Origin of the sequence: Pyrofollis japonicus (genome assembly GCF_033097485.1) — an archaeon.
GTDB lineage: Archaea > Thermoproteota > Thermoprotei_A > Sulfolobales > Pyrodictiaceae > Pyrofollis > Pyrofollis japonicus.
In genome coordinates, this window is record NZ_AP028634.1 from 517608 (window position 1) to 535853 (window position 18246).

General features: G+C 50.1%; 20 protein-coding genes. 4 read left to right on the top strand and 16 right to left on the bottom strand.

The features are described from left to right. Positions 1 to 74: 74 nt before the first annotated feature. Complete coding sequence (gene tatA / locus SBG41_RS02630; RefSeq protein WP_317895993.1) at positions 75 to 404, bottom strand: twin-arginine translocase TatA/TatE family subunit; 330 nt, start codon at positions 402 to 404, stop codon at positions 75 to 77. Positions 405 to 598: 194 nt separating this feature from the next. Here tatA and SBG41_RS02635 point away from each other — a divergent pair, with 194 nt between their 5' ends. Continuing rightward, the gene (locus tag SBG41_RS02635; RefSeq protein WP_317895994.1) at positions 599 to 1480 is read left to right on the top strand and encodes a DMT family transporter; all 882 of its coding nucleotides are present in this window, start codon (positions 599 to 601) and stop codon (positions 1478 to 1480) included. A gap of 33 nt (positions 1481 to 1513) precedes the next feature. Here the strand turns inward: SBG41_RS02635 and SBG41_RS02640 are convergent, their stop codons facing one another. From SBG41_RS02640 to pstS, 11 genes are all read right to left on the bottom strand, one after another. Beyond that, positions 1514 to 2146: a class II aldolase/adducin family protein gene (locus SBG41_RS02640; RefSeq protein ID WP_317895995.1), complete on the bottom strand. Its 633-nt coding sequence runs from the start codon at positions 2144 to 2146 to the stop codon at positions 1514 to 1516. Positions 2147 to 2274: 128 nt separating this feature from the next. Further along, entirely contained in the window at positions 2275 to 2613 is a 339-nt protein-coding gene (locus tag SBG41_RS02645) for an FmdB family zinc ribbon protein (RefSeq protein ID WP_317895996.1), read from the bottom strand. Between the two features lie 322 nt (positions 2614 to 2935). Beyond that, positions 2936 to 3925: a thiamine-phosphate kinase gene (locus SBG41_RS02650; RefSeq protein ID WP_317895997.1), complete on the bottom strand. Its 990-nt coding sequence runs from the start codon at positions 3923 to 3925 to the stop codon at positions 2936 to 2938. 71 nt (positions 3926 to 3996) lie between these two features. Continuing rightward, positions 3997 to 4956 carry an inositol monophosphatase family protein gene (locus tag SBG41_RS02655; RefSeq protein WP_317895998.1) on the bottom strand — a complete coding sequence of 320 codons (960 nt, stop codon included), beginning with the start codon at positions 4954 to 4956 and terminating at the stop codon, positions 3997 to 3999. Between the two features lie 29 nt (positions 4957 to 4985). Beyond that, a complete protein-coding gene (locus SBG41_RS02660; protein WP_317895999.1) occupies positions 4986 to 5942 on the bottom strand; it encodes a hypothetical protein in 957 nt (318 codons plus the stop codon). 113 nt (positions 5943 to 6055) lie between these two features. Beyond that, a complete protein-coding gene (locus SBG41_RS02665; protein ID WP_317896000.1) occupies positions 6056 to 7042 on the bottom strand; it encodes a hypothetical protein in 987 nt (328 codons plus the stop codon). Between the two features lie 26 nt (positions 7043 to 7068). After that, the gene (locus SBG41_RS02670; protein WP_317896001.1) at positions 7069 to 7677 is read right to left on the bottom strand and encodes a phosphate signaling complex PhoU family protein; all 609 of its coding nucleotides are present in this window, start codon (positions 7675 to 7677) and stop codon (positions 7069 to 7071) included. Then, positions 7674 to 8441, bottom strand: a complete 768-nt coding sequence (locus SBG41_RS02675; RefSeq protein ID WP_317896002.1) for a phosphate ABC transporter ATP-binding protein — start codon at positions 8439 to 8441, stop codon at positions 7674 to 7676. The genes SBG41_RS02670 and SBG41_RS02675 overlap by 4 nt, the downstream gene beginning before the upstream one ends. After that, positions 8438 to 9280, bottom strand: a complete 843-nt coding sequence (locus SBG41_RS02680; protein ID WP_317896003.1) for a PstA family ABC transporter permease — start codon at positions 9278 to 9280, stop codon at positions 8438 to 8440. Before SBG41_RS02680 ends, SBG41_RS02675 begins: the two co-directional genes overlap by 4 nt. Further along, positions 9273 to 10220: a phosphate ABC transporter permease subunit PstC gene (gene pstC, locus SBG41_RS02685; protein WP_397470763.1), complete on the bottom strand. Its 948-nt coding sequence runs from the start codon at positions 10218 to 10220 to the stop codon at positions 9273 to 9275. The genes SBG41_RS02680 and pstC overlap by 8 nt, the downstream gene beginning before the upstream one ends. Beyond that, the gene (gene pstS / locus SBG41_RS02690; RefSeq protein WP_317896005.1) at positions 10217 to 11359 is read right to left on the bottom strand and encodes a phosphate ABC transporter substrate-binding protein PstS; all 1143 of its coding nucleotides are present in this window, start codon (positions 11357 to 11359) and stop codon (positions 10217 to 10219) included. The genes pstC and pstS overlap by 4 nt, the downstream gene beginning before the upstream one ends. A 152-nt stretch (positions 11360 to 11511) precedes the next feature. Here pstS and SBG41_RS02695 point away from each other — a divergent pair, with 152 nt between their 5' ends. The 3 genes from SBG41_RS02695 (at position 11512) to ilvA (ending at position 14655) form a co-directional block, all read left to right on the top strand. After that, the gene (locus SBG41_RS02695) at positions 11512 to 12567 is read left to right on the top strand and encodes a phosphate signaling complex PhoU family protein (protein ID WP_317896006.1); all 1056 of its coding nucleotides are present in this window, start codon (positions 11512 to 11514) and stop codon (positions 12565 to 12567) included. 466 nt (positions 12568 to 13033) lie between these two features. Next, positions 13034 to 13426, top strand: coding sequence for a RidA family protein (locus tag SBG41_RS02700; RefSeq protein WP_317896007.1), 393 nt, complete (start codon positions 13034 to 13036; stop codon positions 13424 to 13426). Continuing rightward, positions 13423 to 14655 carry a threonine ammonia-lyase gene (gene ilvA / locus SBG41_RS02705; RefSeq protein WP_317896008.1) on the top strand — a complete coding sequence of 411 codons (1233 nt, stop codon included), beginning with the start codon at positions 13423 to 13425 and terminating at the stop codon, positions 14653 to 14655. Before SBG41_RS02700 ends, ilvA begins: the two co-directional genes overlap by 4 nt. Positions 14656 to 14674: 19 nt before the next feature. Here ilvA and SBG41_RS02710 read toward each other — a convergent pair whose 3' ends face one another. From SBG41_RS02710 to SBG41_RS02725, 4 genes are all read right to left on the bottom strand, one after another. Further along, the gene (locus SBG41_RS02710; protein WP_317896009.1) at positions 14675 to 15385 is read right to left on the bottom strand and encodes a restriction endonuclease; all 711 of its coding nucleotides are present in this window, start codon (positions 15383 to 15385) and stop codon (positions 14675 to 14677) included. 240 nt (positions 15386 to 15625) lie between these two features. Further along, positions 15626 to 15988 (bottom strand): hypothetical protein, encoded by a 363-nt coding sequence (locus tag SBG41_RS02715; RefSeq protein WP_317896010.1) that lies wholly within the window; start codon positions 15986 to 15988, stop codon positions 15626 to 15628. Continuing rightward, on the bottom strand, positions 15988 to 16995 hold the full coding sequence (locus tag SBG41_RS02720) for a 4Fe-4S binding protein (RefSeq protein ID WP_317896011.1): 1008 nt from the start codon (positions 16993 to 16995) through the stop codon (positions 15988 to 15990). The genes SBG41_RS02715 and SBG41_RS02720 overlap by 1 nt, the downstream gene beginning before the upstream one ends. After that, complete coding sequence (locus SBG41_RS02725; RefSeq protein ID WP_317896012.1) at positions 16988 to 17992, bottom strand: 4Fe-4S dicluster domain-containing protein; 1005 nt, start codon at positions 17990 to 17992, stop codon at positions 16988 to 16990. The genes SBG41_RS02720 and SBG41_RS02725 overlap by 8 nt, the downstream gene beginning before the upstream one ends. Between the last annotated feature and the right edge of the window lie 254 nt (positions 17993 to 18246).

Here is an 18246-nt window from a genome sequence, read left to right on the forward strand (position 1 = left end):
TTATATGGAGGCAGCTTCGCTAAAACTACCAAAAGGGTTTTGCTGGATCACGGACTCGCTGCTGTATTACCTACTTAGTTGCCCTCGATTTTAACGTCTTGTATGAGTCCTTTTTTCTTTGCCTCAGCAATTATTTCTGATATGAGCTCGTCTTTTTTCTTCTCTTCAGTGTTCTTGACTCCAAGCTTTTCTGCAAGCTTCCTCAGAGTTTCCTCATCTATATCGTTAAGGTTTCTCCTCGTCTTTCTCTCGTCTTCCTCGATGAGGCCTTGCGAGGCTCTGCGAAACTCGTAGAAGGCTTGCCCTATGCCCTTTGCTAGCTGCGGTAACTTCGTAGGCCCAAAGATTAGTAGGATAACGAGCAAAATTATTAGCCATTCTGTCCCGTTAAGGAACTGGAACACAGCCTACCCTCCTCCCCGGATTCAGTTGCAGCCTTTCGTATTCTCGGTAAGTTGGTCTGTGGAATCCCTAATATTAACTCTACGCCTCTCTTGTTCGAGCCGTTATTTTTTGGCGTAAAACTGCCCTATAGGAGGCCTATTAAATCCGTGTTGTATAAGTGTCGTTAATCTTAGAAGCAATGGGGTTGCTAGGGGTGAAGCAGCGCCTCGTTCCTCCACCGATATCGCTCCTCTTAGCCTTTATTGGTATCTCGTTTGCGGCTCCCCTGGCACGCCTAGCAGGCGTTGACGGGTTTACTGCTGCTTGGTGGCGCCTCCTCGTAGGTAGCATGGTTACGCTCTTTGTGGCTGCTGCTAGTGATAAGCTTCCTCCTCCTTACCTGGTTCTCCGCAGTGTTCCTAGCGGTGTTTTCTTAGCGTTGCATCTCGCGTTATGGCTTGAAAGCCTTAGGCATATGAGTATAGCTTCGTCAACTGGAATAGTTGTTTCCTACCCTGTCATAATAGGGATTTATGAGGCTCTAATTAAGCGATATATAACAGTTCGCGGACTAGTGGGCGTCTTGCTCGGCTTCCTAGGTATAGCTGTACTTTCAACGCCATGGGCTGGCGCAACGGTCATTGGGGCAGCTCTCTCCTTTACAGCAGCAGTTTTCGCTGCAATGTACTTCCTCATTGGCAGATCTCTCAGAGTGAGAGGAGCTTCAACACTAGAATATACAAGTGCGGCATATTTCGCCGCATTCCTAGTGCTCTTAGCGCTAACACCTCTAGCAGGGTCGGAACCCTGGAGCGTGCCAAGCCGTAGCATACCCTACTTAGTCCTGCTCGGGCTCGTTCCAATGCTCCTCGGGCATAGCACGATGAACTACGCTCTAGGCTTTTACCCGGCAACAATTGTTACAGGTGTCGCCTTACTTGAACCTTATGGTGCAAGCCTCCTTGGCTGGTTGCTTCTCGGTGAGCAGCCTCCGCTTGCAAGTATCCCGGGAACAGTTCTCTCGATTAGCGGTGCTTGGCTTGCGTTGACAAGTGCACATCCTGTACTAAAAAGGGAAATAAAAGGAGGACGGTAGGGAGCATCTATACGAGTCGAAACCATCCTGCTATTAGTGCTGCCTAGCCTTGGCCACGAGTTCGTAAAGGATAGTGCTCCTGGCCAAGTCCTCTAGAACCTCCAACTTGTCCACAGCCTCGTAGACCGCCTTCTCCGGGTCATTATCTGTGCCTACTGCTACGGCTCCGTGCCCTGCGAGAATGGCTACAGAGCACTCTTTCCTCGCTAATGCGTCAGCGGTCTTCTTTGCGAGGTCCTCGGTACCCGGCTCGGTCTCCGGCACTATTGCCACGCACTCGCCAAGATAGTACCTCGCCTCAACACCTAGTAGGCCTGGGTCAAGTCTTAGCCCAAGCCTCTCCGCAAGCACAGCCAGCGGATTATGTGCATGCACTATTGCACGTACATCATCTCTCCTCCTATATATGGCCAGGTGTAGTCTATACTCACTGCTAGGCTTGCCCTCATACACGTTTGCGTTAAGATCGATGACGGCAATGTCCTCGGGTCTCAGCTTAGGTTTCACAGCACCGCTCGGCGTTATGTATATGAACGCATAGTTGTCCTGGAGCCGGTAAATAGCACTGGCATTACCTCCTCTGATATTAAGCAGTCCCCGATAATGAAGTATCTTCATCGCGTCTACGAGTGCTTCCCTTAGCCGATACAGTGGAGGCACGTGCATAGCGATGCCTACACCCAGTGTCTTTCCCGTGCTAAGCTGTATGCAGGAGCAGATAACGGATAAAGGGTTAGCGATGCAAAAAGCCGCGGCTCTAACCCGGCGCCAGAGAAGGACTCTGAGAAAAAGGGCTAAGCCTCCGCTGAAACTGTGTCAGTTCTTCCAAGCGATGATGGTGCTTCTTCCACTGGGCTGCGGACCTCATATAGGTATCGCTCAATACTCCTAAAGCTTATCCTCATCGTCTGCTTGGCTTCTTCTAGCACCCTTCTAAGCTCCGCCATTCCATTAGGCTTGATGATTATATCGTTTAGGCTCGGCTTCCCTAGAGGAGCCCCGCATCGTGGGCATATTCCGCCGAACTGGCTTGCCAATTCCGAGGGAGTCGGTACTCCGTAACTATTCTGGCCAACCTTAACAAAAACATGAAGTATGAAACCACATCTCTTGCAACGATAGACTATAGGCATGCCAGGAGAACACCCGGGTCTCTGCTCTACTAGCGTTATCTAGTTCTAGTGTATAGGGTTGGTAACACTGTAGTGGGAGCAGTATTACGTTTTAATCAGTCGAGTTAAGTCATGCTCCATTTCTGCGATTAGTGTTTAGCTTACACCTCGCGGTAATACCGAATTACCCTAATCCGATTAACGCGTGTTACAACAGTTTCCACAAATGATGTGCGAGATCACCATCCAGAAACCTGCCATGTGCTAAAATTCTTGTACAGATAGGAACATTATTACTATTAGAAGCTGAGGGCTTATACAGTCTTCCTCAAAGACTAGAAAGCTATGCCTTAAAGTTGTCCCATCCCCTCCTAGCGATGAGTGAGCCACGGTACACGACCTTAGGTGCACCTTTCCTAATAACACCGATCGCCTTAACCCTTAAGCCTAGTCTTTGTGCCTCGCCAATAACATCCTCTCTACATTCCTGCTTAGCTGTAAACACTATTTCGTACTCTTGACCACCGTAGAGTACCAAGTCTAATGGGTTAACGTTGTTTTCTTCTGCGTAGCGCAGAACTTCTTTGCTCAGAGGAAGCTCACGGATCTCTACTGTAGAGTTTCCTGCCTCAGCAAGCTGGTATAGTGTCTCAGCAAGGCCGTCGCTGATGTCTATTGAGGCGGTTATGCAATCAGCTCCGACGATCCGGTATAGGTCTGCAAACTCGATGCGAGCTCTCGGCCTATCGAATTCGTTGAAGAAAGAGGGATACTCATGCATGGCCTTTCTCCACGTCCCGGATGCAAGGGAGTGAAGCACTGCTCCAGTTACTCCCAGCCGGCCAGTTGTGATGAAGACAAGGTCTCCTGGCTGTGGCCTCCTTCCAGGCGGCTGGAGCTGTACAACACCTATGCCTGCGACATCAACCCAGCCAATGTCCTTTGAGCTATTTGTATCCCCGCCTCCAAGCCATGCTCCATGGATGTGCGCGGAGTCAATAGCCCCCTTAATCACTTCATACAGCGCGTCCTCCGGTAATGATGGATTCAGTCCAACAGAGATGAGAAAGACTATTGGCTTAGCAGCCTTCGCAGCCAAGTCGCTCGCCGTAGCGGTAACCCAGAGCCATCCAACATCATAGTACCCCATCCACGGAGCCTTGCTAGTATCAATGCTACCACCATCAATCTTTACTATAATGTTCTCAAAGCCTATCCCAGCACAGACCGCGTCATCTCCTGGAGAAAGAGTTGGGCACCGCCACTGTTTTCCAAGAATCTGGCTCATCTTTTCTAAGGCTGTTTTTTCGCCGATATCTCTCAAGAGGGGCAAACTATTCTTACACCGTTTAACAAGTACCTAGACAATGCTCTGGGTGAAAAAGAGGCGCCCGGCGCGCGGTATCAGAGCTTGCGCTCGGCAAGATAGCCGAACCCGCTTATTTCGAGGGCCTTGTATAATCGATGTTCAGCATCCTTGTTAGAGGCCACCAAGACACTTCCAACCCTATCCACGCGGTCTAGGCGGGCATCGGGGCGCTCTACTATAACTGTCGCTCCTGCCTCTTTGGCGAAGAAGGCTGCAGCAGCCACGTCCACGATACGTAGCCTGCCACGGACATCTATGAATACCTCTGCTCTACCTATTCCCGTCCAAGCCATTTCTAAGCTAGCGCTTCCCAGTGCTCTAACGCTTCCTCTCTTCTCTTGCAAGGATAAATAAGTATGGACAACCTTTGCTTGCTCGGGCTCCTCAACATAGGCTAGTATGAGTCTCGGCGGCACACGGGGCCTCTGTATGTGCGAAGCCCCCTCGAAGGCCCCTATTCCTCTTGCGAAGCTCAGAACAGGCATGCTAAGTATAGGTGCAACAGCGCCAGCTAATACATCGCCTAGTCTTGGCTCTCTATCCCTGGGTATTCTTGCTATTGCGATGCTCACAGCACTCCACGGTATCATGCTTGCATAGTTCTTGCTACCATCAAGAGGGTCCACTACCGCTATGTATGGGTCATCGCCAAGCTTGACGAAGCCGTGTTCCTCGCCGATAAACAGCCCCCGGAACCCCTCCGCCTTCAGTAGCTCTATGACGTTCTCCTCGCTCTCATAGTCAATAATCATGCTCTCATCAGTATCGTAGCTATGAATATCCTTTGTCTCAAGAAGCTCTTCAAGGCCAAAACGATCTCGAAGATATGCCGCAGCCTCACCAGCTATTCTTGAGACCATCCTGCGGAGGTCTTCCGCCTCTCTTCGCTCCACTATCGGTTCTGCCAAGAGGCTCCCTCTACCCCTTTTAAGAAGAGGAGCAATTATCAGCTTCTCTCTTGCACCGAGAAAAACGCTTAGCGATACTTCTAGCATGCGGCGTGCAGCTAACAAGGGATGCGATATTATTGCTCCGTGATAGCTGGCACTATGAGGCCGTTCAGATCCCTATGCTGGATCTCTGACTTATGAACAACGAGCTTCGAGCCACCTATGTCCAGGAGTAGATAACCAGCCCAATAATCCAGAACACGTACTCTCTTCTCTAGAAGGTCTCCGAGGCTGCCCCTCCTAGTAGTTATAAGCCATTCCGGTATACCGTTTCTCGATAGAATAGTATAGGCCTCGAACGATCCTTTTAGCCCGAGTTGCTCAAGCAGGGAGGCAAGCCTCTCAGCTATTTTATTCGGCGACCCAATAAGCCTCTTGAGCGCAACTATGGAGCTCTCTATGCGTTTGTTGAACCTCGCTGCCGCACCCTCTGTGCCGAGCGGCAGAGAGCCAAGCTTCTTCTCCATCTCTCTCGCCGAGAGAAGATCCCCGCTGTACACTATTGCGGCAGCAACATGGGGTTGCTCGGCTATCCGCCAGAGCCTCCTCCACCCCTGGGTAAGGCCGGCCTTGACCCTAGAACCCCCGTAGTCCAGCACGTAGACGCTGAACTCGTAGCCTCTGAGAAGGGGCGCGACACTAACGCAGGCAGAGTCAATGCCTTGTGCACATTTCTCGTAGAGAGCCCTCCAGCTACGACGATGGACCTCGCAATACCCGTCGTGGGTCACTGCTCGCCTTGTACAGTACCTGTGTTCCTCGGGCTTGCCCCAAGGCCCCTCATGGAAGCGGCAGATAGGACTCCCCACCGACTCTATAGCGAAGCTGGGCTCCCATACAGCGCTAACACCCTCCTCGGGGAGACGCTGGACAAGAAACCCCACCCTCTTGATCCTTAGGATGGTAAGCTTTACCGAGACAGAGCCGCTGGAAGAACCGGAGAGCCACGCATCTAGGCCCTGCCTGCCGCTTTTCGCCCCGGCTTCCGCCTCCTTATCAACGTCAACTAGCACAGCACGTACAACGTACACTCTGCTACACCCTGGCTAGTCGAGGCCTCGGTAAGGCCAGGATTCGCCACAGCCCCGTCTCTGGGGCTCCGGAGGTAGCCAAAGAAGTTGCCTCATCGGCGTACACTTGGAGACTAGTACCACCAAGTGTTTAGAAACTTGTGCTCGTTTATCGGCTTAGCCTCTCCACGCGCTACGGGGCATACGGCGGCAAGGCTGCACGAGCCATTACTGCAGACTGGGTGGTTCTCGCAGCGATTACATTGAGGGGTATCGGGGAGGCAGACCTTTCTACCCATAGTCCACAGTATGTCGTCAAGCACGAAGTCGTTAACCCTGGCCCGCGTTGCCACGATGTGCCATGCTTCCCTAACAGCTATTCTTAGCGCGATGTCCTCCCAAGGCGTAAACTCTTCTCCTTCAACGAGCTTTGACCAAAGAGGCTCCTCTAGCTTAACGATGCCGAGTCTTAGCGCTATACGTGTAACATGGTTATCCACCGGGACACGTTGATTCCATTTATCCTTAATGGAGAGAATACCGCGCCTTTCGAGAAACTTTGCCAGCAGCATTGGCTTCTTTTCAACAGGGTCACTGTAAGCCTCAAAAACCCTTAGCCTTTCGACAAGGCCGGGGCTCTCCGGATCCCATGAATGCAGTAATCCCCTGCTTTCCTCGATAAGGCTGTAAGCCGAGCCATTGTAGAGAAGTAGAAGTTTCCTACCAAGATCCCTTAGAAGCGCAGCTCTAACGCCTGGGTCAGGAGGGCATACATTGCTTACACATAGCCAGCGCAGAACATCCTCCTCTCTAACCTTTACGAGGTTCTGTGGGTCAAAGAACTCCGGTTTTTCGTCGAAAACCATCTTGCCTAGTCGATAAAGGAGATCGGCCCCGTGGTAGAACTCCCCGTCGATTACTGCCTCATATGGACGTCCTGGCCTGCTTAGTCGATGATCCATCGCGACGAGTACGAGGAAGAACCTTGTGACACTTTCTACGTCGGCATCCCGTGGAGGATAGTAGCGGGGATCGTCGAAAGAGTCAGGCGTATAACGCTTAATAACGGGTTTTAGGTTCTCAGCCACCTTTAGTGCCTGCTCGATGTTGATTGATGGCATCTCCGGGCCGCCTCTTTCCCGGCTCTCTAGGGAGCTATTGCTCTCTCAACTTCTCGTGCAATGTAGGTGGCATGGTCAGCGACTCTTTCTAATTGCCGGAGCACTATACATGCGAGTGCCTCGTTTCTAGGCACTTGTTTGTGAGAGGCAACCTTCTTTAGTCTAGCACGGTATGCTTGGTCTATTTGTTCATCTAGTTTCTGGACTTCTCTTGCTTCGCCCCGCTTTTTCTCAACGAAGGCGTAAAAGGCTCTCTCAACCATGTTTTTAGCGAGCTTGGCGACCTCGAGTACCTCTCCGTTAATCTTTTCACCTGGTGCAAGCGAGATCGTCAGTGCTATCTCGTTTGCATATCTCGTTATCCTAAATAAGTCGTAGGAGACCTTGATCAGCGCCTCAGCATATAGCAGCTCATGTCCAAGGGGCTGCCACTTGGCTATGAAGAACAAGGTCTCAGTATATATGGTGTCTTTTAGGTGTTCTGCTAGAGCCGTATTAGCTGAAAGGTCTAGCGGCTTTGCCTCCTCTATTGCATTAGCAATTGCCTCTAGGCTCTCCATCGCTATTTTGAATAGCTTGCGAAGAGTAGACTCAATGTGCTCCAGATCCTCTTCCGCAGTGGGCGCGGTCGTCACCCTATTTCACCTCTGAGATAAAGTTCGGTAAGTCTATGTCTCGGGTTAAGTGCGATCTCCCTTGCCGGCCCATACTCTATGAGTTCACCGTTATAGATAAATGCAATAAAGTCTGCGACGCGCACGGCTTGTGCAGGGGTATGAGTAACCATTATCACTGTTAGCCCTTCGTCTCTTACAAGCATTTTTATCGCTTCCTCGATCTTCCTCGCGTTAACTGGATCAATGTTTGCGGTGGGTTCGTCTAGCAACAGTATTTTGGGCTTAAGTGCTAGCGCTCTTGCAAGGCAGAGGCGTTGCTGCTGTCCTCCGCTGAGCCGCGTAGGTGGATCATGAAGCCTGTCCTTTACCTCGTCCCAGAGCATGGCTTTCTCGAGGGCCCATCTAACAATTCTGTCAAGCTCCTCCTTGGTCTTTGCAATCTTGTGTAGTTTTGGCCCTATCGCGACGTTATCGTATATACTCATGTGTGGGAATGGGTTAGGTGTCTGTGAGACCATTGTTATGTATCGCCGTATGCGGTAGGGGTCTTCCCTGTAGACGTCTCTGCCTAGGACATATACCTTGCCCTCGACTTTTACGTCGGGGAATAGCTCGATAAGCCGGTTTATGCTTCTCAGTAGCGTGCTCTTACCACTACCACTAGGCCCCATGATAACTGTTATTGCTGAAGCGACGGCGCGGAAGTCAATGTTTTTCAAAATATGTTTTCCACGTATCCACACGTTAAGTTTCTCTGTCCTTACTGCCTCGCCAGTGCTCATAGCCTCACCTCTTTCACGAGGCTGCGTACCGCCAAAAAGACGAGAAGGAATGCTATTACGAGTAGAAGGGAGCCTGCCCACGCCATGTCGTGGTAAATGGGTTGGGGCATCTGTGCGTACTGGAAAACCATTAGGGGTATTGCGTCCCCGGGCTCCAGAAGGTTGAGAATAACGGGTCTCTGGCTACACGGGAGAGCTGAGCGCGCAGCCCCTATTGTGAAGAGGAGTGGAGCTGTCTCACCCATTGCTTTTGCAAAGCCCATGAGGACGCCTGTTGCTATTCCGCGTCTAGCGATGCCGGCAATTATTCCGAAGAGAACCTCGGCTCTTGTCATCCCTATAGAGTAGCCCGCTTCCCGGTATATTGGGGGCACAGACTCGATTGCTTGTTCAACATGCACCATTACATAGGGCAGCATTACCAGGGCTAGTGCCACAGCCCCTGCGAGTAGGCTGAAACGGCCCATGGGCACGACCATGATTATGTATACTAGCATGCCGAGGAGAACTGTCGGCACTTCAAGAAGGCTTCGCGACATGACGCGTGTTATTCTCGCAATTCTTGTCTCAGGAAACTCTGCTACGAAGAACCCAGCCAGGATTGCGAGCGGGATGCCGAGAATGGATGCAGCTATAGACAGTATTGCTGAGCCTAATATTGGTGCAACTATACCGTTGCTAGTACTTGTTAGTATTGTTGTACCGTGCTTGGCTAAGGCCTCTGTGCCCTTTACGAATACCTCTGCTAATACGTAGAATACGGGCAAAACTCCGATAAATGTTAGGGCGAAAATCGTCACAAGGAATAGTTTCTCCTTAACTAGGCGTGAATCAAGCAAGCCTCTTTCTCACCTTCTCAATCATTATGACAGCTATAGTGTTCGCTACCATACCTATAAGCAGCAGCAACAAGCCTCCGAAGAAGAGCACATTCATCATATACGGGTAGAGATTCGCGTTAGCGAACTGGTTCGCTATAAGCGACGAAACCGTATACGCTGGTTTGAAGAGACAAGCACCAACATAGGGGGTATTTCCAACAACGAGTGCCACGGCAACTGTCTCTCCAGCAGCTCTGCCAAAGCCGAGCAAAGCAGCAGCAATGATTCCGGGCCTAGCCAGGCCTAGCATTATCCTCGCGTACTCATACCTAGTTGCGCCTATAGCTAGTGCTGCTTCACGATAAATAAACGGTATTGAACGATAGGCGTCTCTCGCGACAGCCACCATGTATGGAAGAATCATTATGGCTAAGAGTACGCCAGCGGTTGCCAAGTTAAACCCTGTTATAGGTCTGCACGAGAAGAGCGGAATGAAGCCTAGGAGCTCGTGCAGAGGAGAGTACACGTGCTTCCTGAGCATTGGAGCAAGTACTTCCAACCCCCATAAGCCGTAAACAATCGTGGGGAGCCCAGCCATGAGCTCGATTATAGACCCTATTACTTCTCTAAGCCTCTGTGGCGCATATTCTTCAAGGACGAGGACAACGGATACTGCTACCGGTAATGCTAAGATAACGGCTATGGTTGATGAAACAAGTGTGCCGAAGAGCGGTGCAAGGAGCCCGTAGACCGAGGATTCCGGACTAGCCTCGTTAGGAGCCCACCTAGTGGCCGTGAGAATGCTTGTACCATACCTTCTTATCGCGGGGAACGATACATAACTTATAACTATGAAAAGTAGAATAAACGTCGCCACTATTATTGACGCGAAAGGAAGCAGAGAATAGTACAACAACTTATCGCTGCGATGAAGGGGCCTCGCAGTGGCCACGCTCATCGCCCCCTTATAATGTCTAACGCCTTCAAGTTGATTTCTTGCAGTTCTGTCGGTATAGGTGCATAGCCCTCTACTATTTGGTGCTGGCCAACAGTGTTGATGTACTCTATGAACTTCTTTATCGCCTCAGCTTTTTGTGCCGGGTACTCAGCCCATACAATCATGAACGTGAAGCTTACTAATGGATAGGAGTCTTTTCCAGGCGCATAGACTATCGCGTCCAGCGCACCGCTCCAGTCAGCTAAGGGTGACCTCGGTAGGAGACCAGCCTTTATTGCACTACTTATGGCGGCCTGCATTGACTTCACAGTAGGCTCAACGAAGACTCCTTCTCTGTTCATCACTGCTGCTATACTAAAGTTATTCTCGAGCGCGTAGCCAAGCTCAACGTATGCGATAGCTGAATCAAGCTCCTTGAAGTACTCAGCGACTCCCTGGTTTCCTTTAGCGCCAAGCCCTCTGCCAGTAGCGTCCACCGGCCACTCTATTGCTTTGCCTACGAGGGAAGACGGCCATACATCTGGTGCGGCCTTGTGCAAGAAGAAAGTAAAGACGGCAGTAGTCCCGCTGGAATCTGATCTATGAATCACCTTTATCTCGGCATGAGGTAGGTTTGCCTTAGGGTTGAGACTCTTTATTGCATCGTCGTCCCAGTATTTTATGCTGCCACGATATATCTTGGCGATTACTTCACCGGTTAGGTTCAACGGTCCATCGTATCCAGGTATTTTGTAGACTATTGCTATTGCCCCAACTATAATAGGCATTTGGAGTATTTCTCCCTTGTACTGCTGATACTGCTCCTTCGTGAGCGGCGGATCCGAGCACGCGAAATCAACTACTTTCTCCCTTAGAAGCTGTGCTTGACCGGTACCGCTTCCAGTAGGATTATAAGTAACTAGTATATCGGGATACATCCTTTCAAAGTCCTTTATCCACTCCTGCATCTGCGGATATATGAATGTCGAGCCCGAACCAGCAAGCCGGATGCCTTGTCGCTGCTCTACCGAGCCTCTACCACTATAGATACAGCATACGACTTGGAGCACTATATCAATGAGGAGAAGGCCGATAACAATGAACAGCACCAGCATTAGGGCTTGCTCACCTACTATACCAATGCCGCGCAGCTTTACCAATGCATGCCTCCCTTGAACCAGTATCGTTGCCCATTGTTACCCGAAAGACTAGAGGAGTATAGAAGCCATGCGTATAGAGTACTCGTAGGTACTTAGAGTGCTTAGTAACCTATATAGAACTATATAGTTGATTGTGTAAGTGGGTGCGTCTAGTGGCTTCAACTATTACTAGAAGGGTACAGCTAGTAGGTGGAAGCACGTTCGTCGTGTCGCTTCCCAAAGAGTGGGCCCGCCAGGTGGGAGTCCGCGCCGGCAGCGAGCTAGAAATAGAAATCCTTCCCGATGGCAGTCTTGTCCTCCGCCCAAAAAGTAGTTCGTCTTCGCGTAAGGCGCTAAGCGAGTACATCGTTGAGATTGGAGAAGATAGCGACTTCAACATGATTGTGAGAAGGATAATGGCAGGCTATCTTGCAGGCTTTAAATCTATACGCCTTGTTAAGAAGTCGCCTGCTCTACAGAAGCAAGTTGAGGAAATAATAGACATAGTACATAAGAGAATACTCGGGCTTGAACCACTAGAAGAAGATACATCGTCTGTCTTGCTACAAAACATCGTTGATACAAGTTTCGCTGAGATAAAGAGTTCTCTTAGAAGACTCGCAAGGGTAACCATAACTATGCATGAAGACGTTCTCCAGTGCATGTATGCTGGCAGGGAGTGCACGGAGATCTTCAGGAGCATAAGGGAGCGCGACAATTTGGCTGACAAGCTCTACTTGTTAGTGCTACGACAACTAGTAGAAGCAACAATTGACCCCTCGGAGGCAGCAAGGCAAAGAATACTGCTACCAGAGACATTGTTCATAGCCTCTATAGCTAAAAACATTGAGAGAATAGCCGACTATGCAACCGTTATGTCACGGATCCTCGTTGATACGGAGAGCCGTGTACCTAGCGAGATATGCGAAGTATATAATGACGCGATAGGTGTTTTAAAGATGGTGCTGCGCGCCGTAATAGAGGAAGGCAATGTGGACATCGAAGATGCATCAAAGAAGAGCGATATTATAAAGAAGAGGATAAAGGAGCTTCGCTCTAGTTCCGGCCACGGTGTCCCCTTAAGCACAGGCCTTATACTTGAGACTCTTTCAAGAATAATCGCTCACACAATAGATATTGTTGAGGCGTTGATAGATGTTGAGGCAGTGAAGCAAGCATTTAGTAGGCGCGGAGAGGTAGCGGAGCAGGCATTTGCAAGCATGGTGTAGATACTGCTATAAATAATAAAAAACAGTTATATTGTTCTAGCTAGTTTCGATGGTCACCGTTCTAAGGCCTTAGGGTCTTCTTCCTCTTCTTGGATTTCTCTACTGCTTCGACTACTTTTGCAGCCATTATCGTGGATAGCTCTGGGAACATTCTATCGCACCTAGAAACTTAGTGGGATAAATCGGCTTATATAGTTTTCCAATATATTGTTCTCTTACGGCCAGTATGGTATCCTTATTTATAGACAATTGTATACGGAGCCCTAGATAAGCTCAGAAATGTAGAGTGGGACCACATGCTTAATGTAGAGGGCAAGCTCTGTCTCGCTATTTAGGCGCGTAAACTATTGCTGCTTCACAGCCGACTAGATGCTTTATAGTATCTCGCAGCACTTACGCATCGGGGGCAACTCCTGGCATAGAGAGCTTGCTTATCTGACCTCATCTTGGTAGGGGTGAGACTCTTTTGGCTAAAAAGATCGTATATACTGATAAAGCGCCCAAGCCCGTAGGGCCTTATAGCCAAGGCGTTGTTGCTGGTGGATGGTTGTTTGTTGCCGGACAGATACCAATAGATCCCGAGACCGGGAAGCTCGTTGAGGGTGATTTCGAAGCAAAGGTTAGACGCGTATTAGAGAACGTGAAGGCAATAGTTGAGGCGGCTGGAGGCAGCCTCCGCGACGTGGTCAAGGTAACTGTCTATCTACGGGATATTTCGCTCTTTGATAGATTTAACAAGGTATACTCAGAGTATTTTAGCGAAGAGCCGCCTGCCCGCGTTGTAGTTGAGGTTTCGAATCTGCCTAAGGGAGTAGATTTAGAAGTTGAAGCAATAGCTTATCTGGGAGAAAAAGCTTGACTAATGTAGACGAGCTTATTAATGACATATATAATCGTAGCCTTGAGGCACGCAAAGTAGTATCTAAGTATATTCATCACACTCCGCTCGACTATAGTACAACGTTTAGCCGTATGAGCGGAGCCCGGGTCTACCTCAAGTACGAGAACTTGCAGAAAACCGGGAGCTTCAAAGTACGCGGAGCACTCTACAAGCTCTCAAAGCTAGTAGGAAAAGTGGAGGGTGTTGTTGCGGCTTCTGCCGGCAACCATGCACAGGGCGTGGCCTACGCTGCAAAGTGTTTCGGGATGAAAGCAGTAATAGTAATGCCAGAGGTTGCGAGCATCGCGAAAGTAGAGGCTACAAAAGGTTATGGAGCCGAAGTAGTGCTATATGGTACGATCTATGACGAAGCGGAGGAGAAGGCACGGGAAATAGCGCGGGAGAGAGGATACGAGTTCATACCAGCCTTCGACGACCCGGACATAATTGCTGGACAAGCCACCTTAGGCCACGAGATACTAGAGGACCTAGAGGACGTGGATGTGGTTGTCGTCCCGATCGGTGGTGGTGGCTTAATCTCCGGCATCTCGGTTGCACTACGCAAAAAGAAGCCAAGCATAAGAATAGTCGGGGTTGAGCCGGCTAATGTTCCAAAGTTTACCCTATCTCTCCGTGCAGGTCACCCCGTGACGGTTAAGCCTAAGCCAACAGTTGCAGATGGGCTTGCTGTGAAACGTCCAGGCCAACTAACCTTCCGCATAATCCGCGAACTCGTTGACGAAGTAGTAACTGTGACCGAGGATGAACTCTCTCAGGCTATCTATCTCCTCCTAGAGAGAGGCAAGGTGCTCGCCGAGGGCGCTGGAGCTGCATCTCTCGCGGCAATACTGAGCGGCAAAGTAAGGGGTATCGAGGGCAAGAAAACAGTAGCAGTCATATCTGGTGGTAACATTGATCTAACAATGCTCAACCGCATATTAGTAAGAGGCCTAGCATTCACAGGCCGCATAGCGACGATATATGGCTATGTCCCGGACCAGCCAGGAATGCTTGCAAAAGTTGCCACAATAATAGGGAAACACCGTGCCAACATATTAGAAGTGTTGCACGATAGGAGCGACATACAAGCACCGACGTGGCATACGGCGCTACGAGTAATAATAGAGGTCCCGTCCAGGGAAGAGGTTAAGAAAATACTGGAAGAACTAAGCCGGGAGGGCTTCGAGTTCTACCAGATAAGCGGCTAAGCAAAACATGTTTCTGCTCCTAGAAGAGCCTCGTTTGCTTCGAACATATTTTTAGAGAGGCAGCCTCCTCGGCCTCAAGAAGCACTGGAAGTTCCTCTATAAAGCCCCTAAGCTTTGAAACGGGCACGATGAACACCCCCTCAATTATCTTTGGGACATTCTCCTTAATGACTATAAGCGCTGGAACGATCCTCCAACATCCCTGTGGGAGGCCGAGCCGGTCCCAATACTTCTCAAGCCGCCTAATCCTCTCAACATGTCTCCTGGCGGCATCTCTTAGCCGACTAGGCACGGTATATTTTGGCTCCCAGTGCTTACAATCAATGGCCACGGCATGAGCCTCTGCTAGTGCAAGGACATCGAGTTCGAGTCCGCCCCTACCAGCAACACGAAGTCCGCGGTAGACACGGTATCCTGCCTCGCTGAAAGCACGTCTCGCGTATTCCTCGAAGAGTCTCCAGTCAAGGCTCTTGGATATAGCCGTCTCTGGTACTCCGAGCCTTACAGCTGTCAGTGCAAGGGCTAAGGCGTCCTCGATGCATATTTCTCCATCTACTAGTTTAGCACCTGCACCTGGCTCAGCCGATAATAGCTCAGCGGCCCGCTTGACGAGCACGCTACGTATAAAGAGCCTCGTTGCAATAGCATCCAGGCTGACACATTTCTCGCTACGTAGCCTTAGGAGCTCGGCAACAAGTGCACCGATAACACTCCTAAGGCTATCTAGCACTTCACTAGCCCCCTTACCAGGATTAAGCCCTCAGAGCAATTATGCGTTGCAAAATAATCGCCACAGTAAGGCCCGCTACTCTAGCCTTTATCATCAAGGATATCGCGAGGAGGAATATCCATGGTATAAGGGATAGGAGTTTCGGACAAAGCTGGCAGGCTGGAGGCCTCCTTCTCTAGGCGGCTTCATTATCTAATAACAGATTGAAATAGGAGCAATGAGTTGGGAAAAAGACGATCCCTATGCCTCCTGCTCCTTTACGCCCATTTTCTGGAGCAGTGTCTTAAGATAGTTTATCGTTGATTGGTCGAGCTCTATCTCGCCGCGCTCGAGGGCCTCGTTGAGCCAGTCTTGTAGCTCACGGCTACCCGTGAACCCGTACGCTATGTATGCCTTAGCTATGCCGTCATGTTGCTCTGCTAGTTTGATCTTATCCTCGAGTTCTTTAATTGTCTCGCCTTCAACGTAGAACACGAGAGCAGAAGGCTTCCCTACATCGTATATCTCGAAGCCAAGGCCCTCTAGGTATTGCTTCAGCTCGCTCCTCTTAGGCTCAGAGCGGTACTCTCCTATCACGAGGAAGAAGCCAGTCATAAACGCCATTACTTCTCCTCCTCGCGTACTCCTTTATTCTCCTTACCCTTTAGATTACTTGGCCCCCTTATTTTCGGTGGCGGAGGTGTAGGCCTCTTAGCGCTAGGGGATGCCACGCTGAAGCTTAGAACTCCATAGGGGCAAGCCTCTACGCATCTAGCGCAGTGGAAGCACCTATGGTCCCTAATGTCTCTGCCTTTCTCGATGTACTCGTTGAGGATATCAATGCTCATCGGGCATACCATGCTGCATAGGTTGCAGCGGACGCACTTCTCTGGCTTAGAGATCTTTATCACGAACGGGCTATACTTGTTCGTTATGAATCCATAGAGGTTGCCTATGGGGCAGACGAAGCGACACCAGAACCTCTTTATCCCAAACACGTACTCGGCTATAATGTTCACTATTAATGCGAACCCAGTTATAGTTGACCACGCCATCACTAGACCCATGGTGGCTCCGGGGATGTTGTAGAGCACGTTCACTAGGAACTCGCCTAGTTTTGTGGCGCCTGCTACTGGAGAGTATGTTGTGAAGAATGGTCTTCCAAGCATTATCGAGAGCAACAAGTATATTATCATCATGATTGGCGGCACTATTTTCTCCGCCTTAGTGGTCTTGTGGGGCCTTTGGTATAGTGGTGCGTTGAGTCTGTTCAGTTTGCGCTCGAAGAGGCTGAAGAGAAGATCCATTGGACAGACCCAGCCGCAGAAGAATCTTCCAAGGATGCTGTAAATTGTGAAGACAACGAGTACAGCTATCACTGATTCAAGTGTCGGGCTATGTGTCGCAGCGGCTTGCTCGAGCCAGGCAAAGGGATCCATTAATGGTATTGTTTTGAGAATTCTGCTAGAAGCCAGGGAGCCCATGAGGATGCTGTAGGAGATTAGCGCCTGTATAGAGAATAGCACAAGTATTGTTAGCTGTAATAGTCTTCTCGCAACAGTGTATTTGCCGCGACGCGGTGTGCCAAGTATTATCCGGCGCAGCCTCCTGGACCAAGCACCGCTAGGCACTCTTTTCACCCCTCTTAGTGCTCGTCGTAGCTGAGGCGCCTAGCTCGGTCTGTATCTTTTCCTCCGTGTAGCCCCGCACATTCTGGATATAGTCGGTGTTTATCTGAGACCGCATCACGGCTGCTGCCGGGTCCTTGCGCTCAGTCTCCAAAATCAGTTTAAGGTACTCTTCGTAGCTCATACCTGTATTCTTGTAGTTCTTGGTGCGCTCCTCGTATACCTCCTTCGGCAACACGTGGATTGCTGCACCATTTATCGGGCAAGCAGGGACACAGAGACCACAGCCCTTGCACCTATCTGGCCGCACTTTGGTATGGACACCCCACTCGTTGAACGTGAACTCGAAGACCTCGCTGCCGAAGGGGCATGCCTTGGCACAGCTCTTGCAGTCGCCGCTGTTCCACGCCCAGCAAAGATCTGGGTCGATAAGCGCTATACCCATTTGTACATCTCTCTTCGGTATCTCTGCAAGCGCACCCGTCGGGCATACAACGGTGCACTCCATGCAAAGAGTACACGGGTAGAGCCACTGGCGGTCAACAATAGGAGTGCCAAGCTTCTTGTGCCCCGCGCTGAAGTCTGCAAGCCTTATCGCATTATACCCCATGTAGTTGCACGCCGAGTAGCAGAGCCCGCACCTGATACAGCGCGAATAGAAGTCCTTGGTAGCACCTGGTGGGAGAAGGGGGAATGTGTCCTCCCATACGGGCTTGGTATAGGCCATTGGTTTGTCGGGCAAGAGAGGATTGGCTACAAGCTTTTTGCCGTCTTTCTCCACGACGAGGCCAACAGCCTCATAGTACTGTAGGCGGTCCTTGTCGTTAGTTATGTCGAAGAACTCGTAGTAAATACGTCTATCTTCTTCGTCTTCGGCAACACTTGTTGTGCCTAGCATGCGGAGGAATGGTGAAGCAGCAGCGGCAGCGCCAATAACTATGCCGGTCTTTATGAATTCCCTCCTGGTTATACCTCCCCGTCTACGCTCAGCATCGCTCAAGAGGAGTCACACCTTACCAAGCTTCTTCTCGTTTCAAAGACTTTCAAAAAATTATTGAATGACCCGTGAATAAGTTAGGGATGAATGCAGCCCTTTCTACGTTCTAGCCCGCTAGTGTTCGGGACGCTACTCTTGGAGAACAGATAAACACTATGACACGTGTACACGGAATCAATAATTACTACGGTGAATGGCCGAGAAAATGATAGTTATAAACTAGGTCCGGATTATGTAAGGTAAAAACACTGTGTGGG

What these genes read in the sequence shown, in the direction of transcription:
- SBG41_RS02675 (WP_317896002.1), bottom strand. Translation starts at nt 8,441, where the DNA reads ATGAGCACTGGCGAGGCAGTAAGGACAGAGAAACTTAACGTGTGGATA.
- SBG41_RS02655 (WP_317895998.1), bottom strand. Translation starts at nt 4,956, where the DNA reads ATGCTAGAAGTATCGCTAAGCGTTTTTCTCGGTGCAAGAGAGAAGCTG.
- SBG41_RS02665 (WP_317896000.1), bottom strand. Translation starts at nt 7,042, where the DNA reads ATGCCATCAATCAACATCGAGCAGGCACTAAAGGTGGCTGAGAACCTA.
- SBG41_RS02645 (WP_317895996.1), bottom strand. Translation starts at nt 2,613, where the DNA reads ATGCCTATAGTCTATCGTTGCAAGAGATGTGGTTTCATACTTCATGTT.
- SBG41_RS02640 (WP_317895995.1), bottom strand. Translation starts at nt 2,146, where the DNA reads ATGCACGTGCCTCCACTGTATCGGCTAAGGGAAGCACTCGTAGACGCG.
- SBG41_RS02715 (WP_317896010.1), bottom strand. Translation starts at nt 15,988, where the DNA reads ATGGCGTTTATGACTGGCTTCTTCCTCGTGATAGGAGAGTACCGCTCT.
- pstC (WP_397470763.1), bottom strand. Translation starts at nt 10,220, where the DNA reads ATGAGCGTGGCCACTGCGAGGCCCCTTCATCGCAGCGATAAGTTGTTG.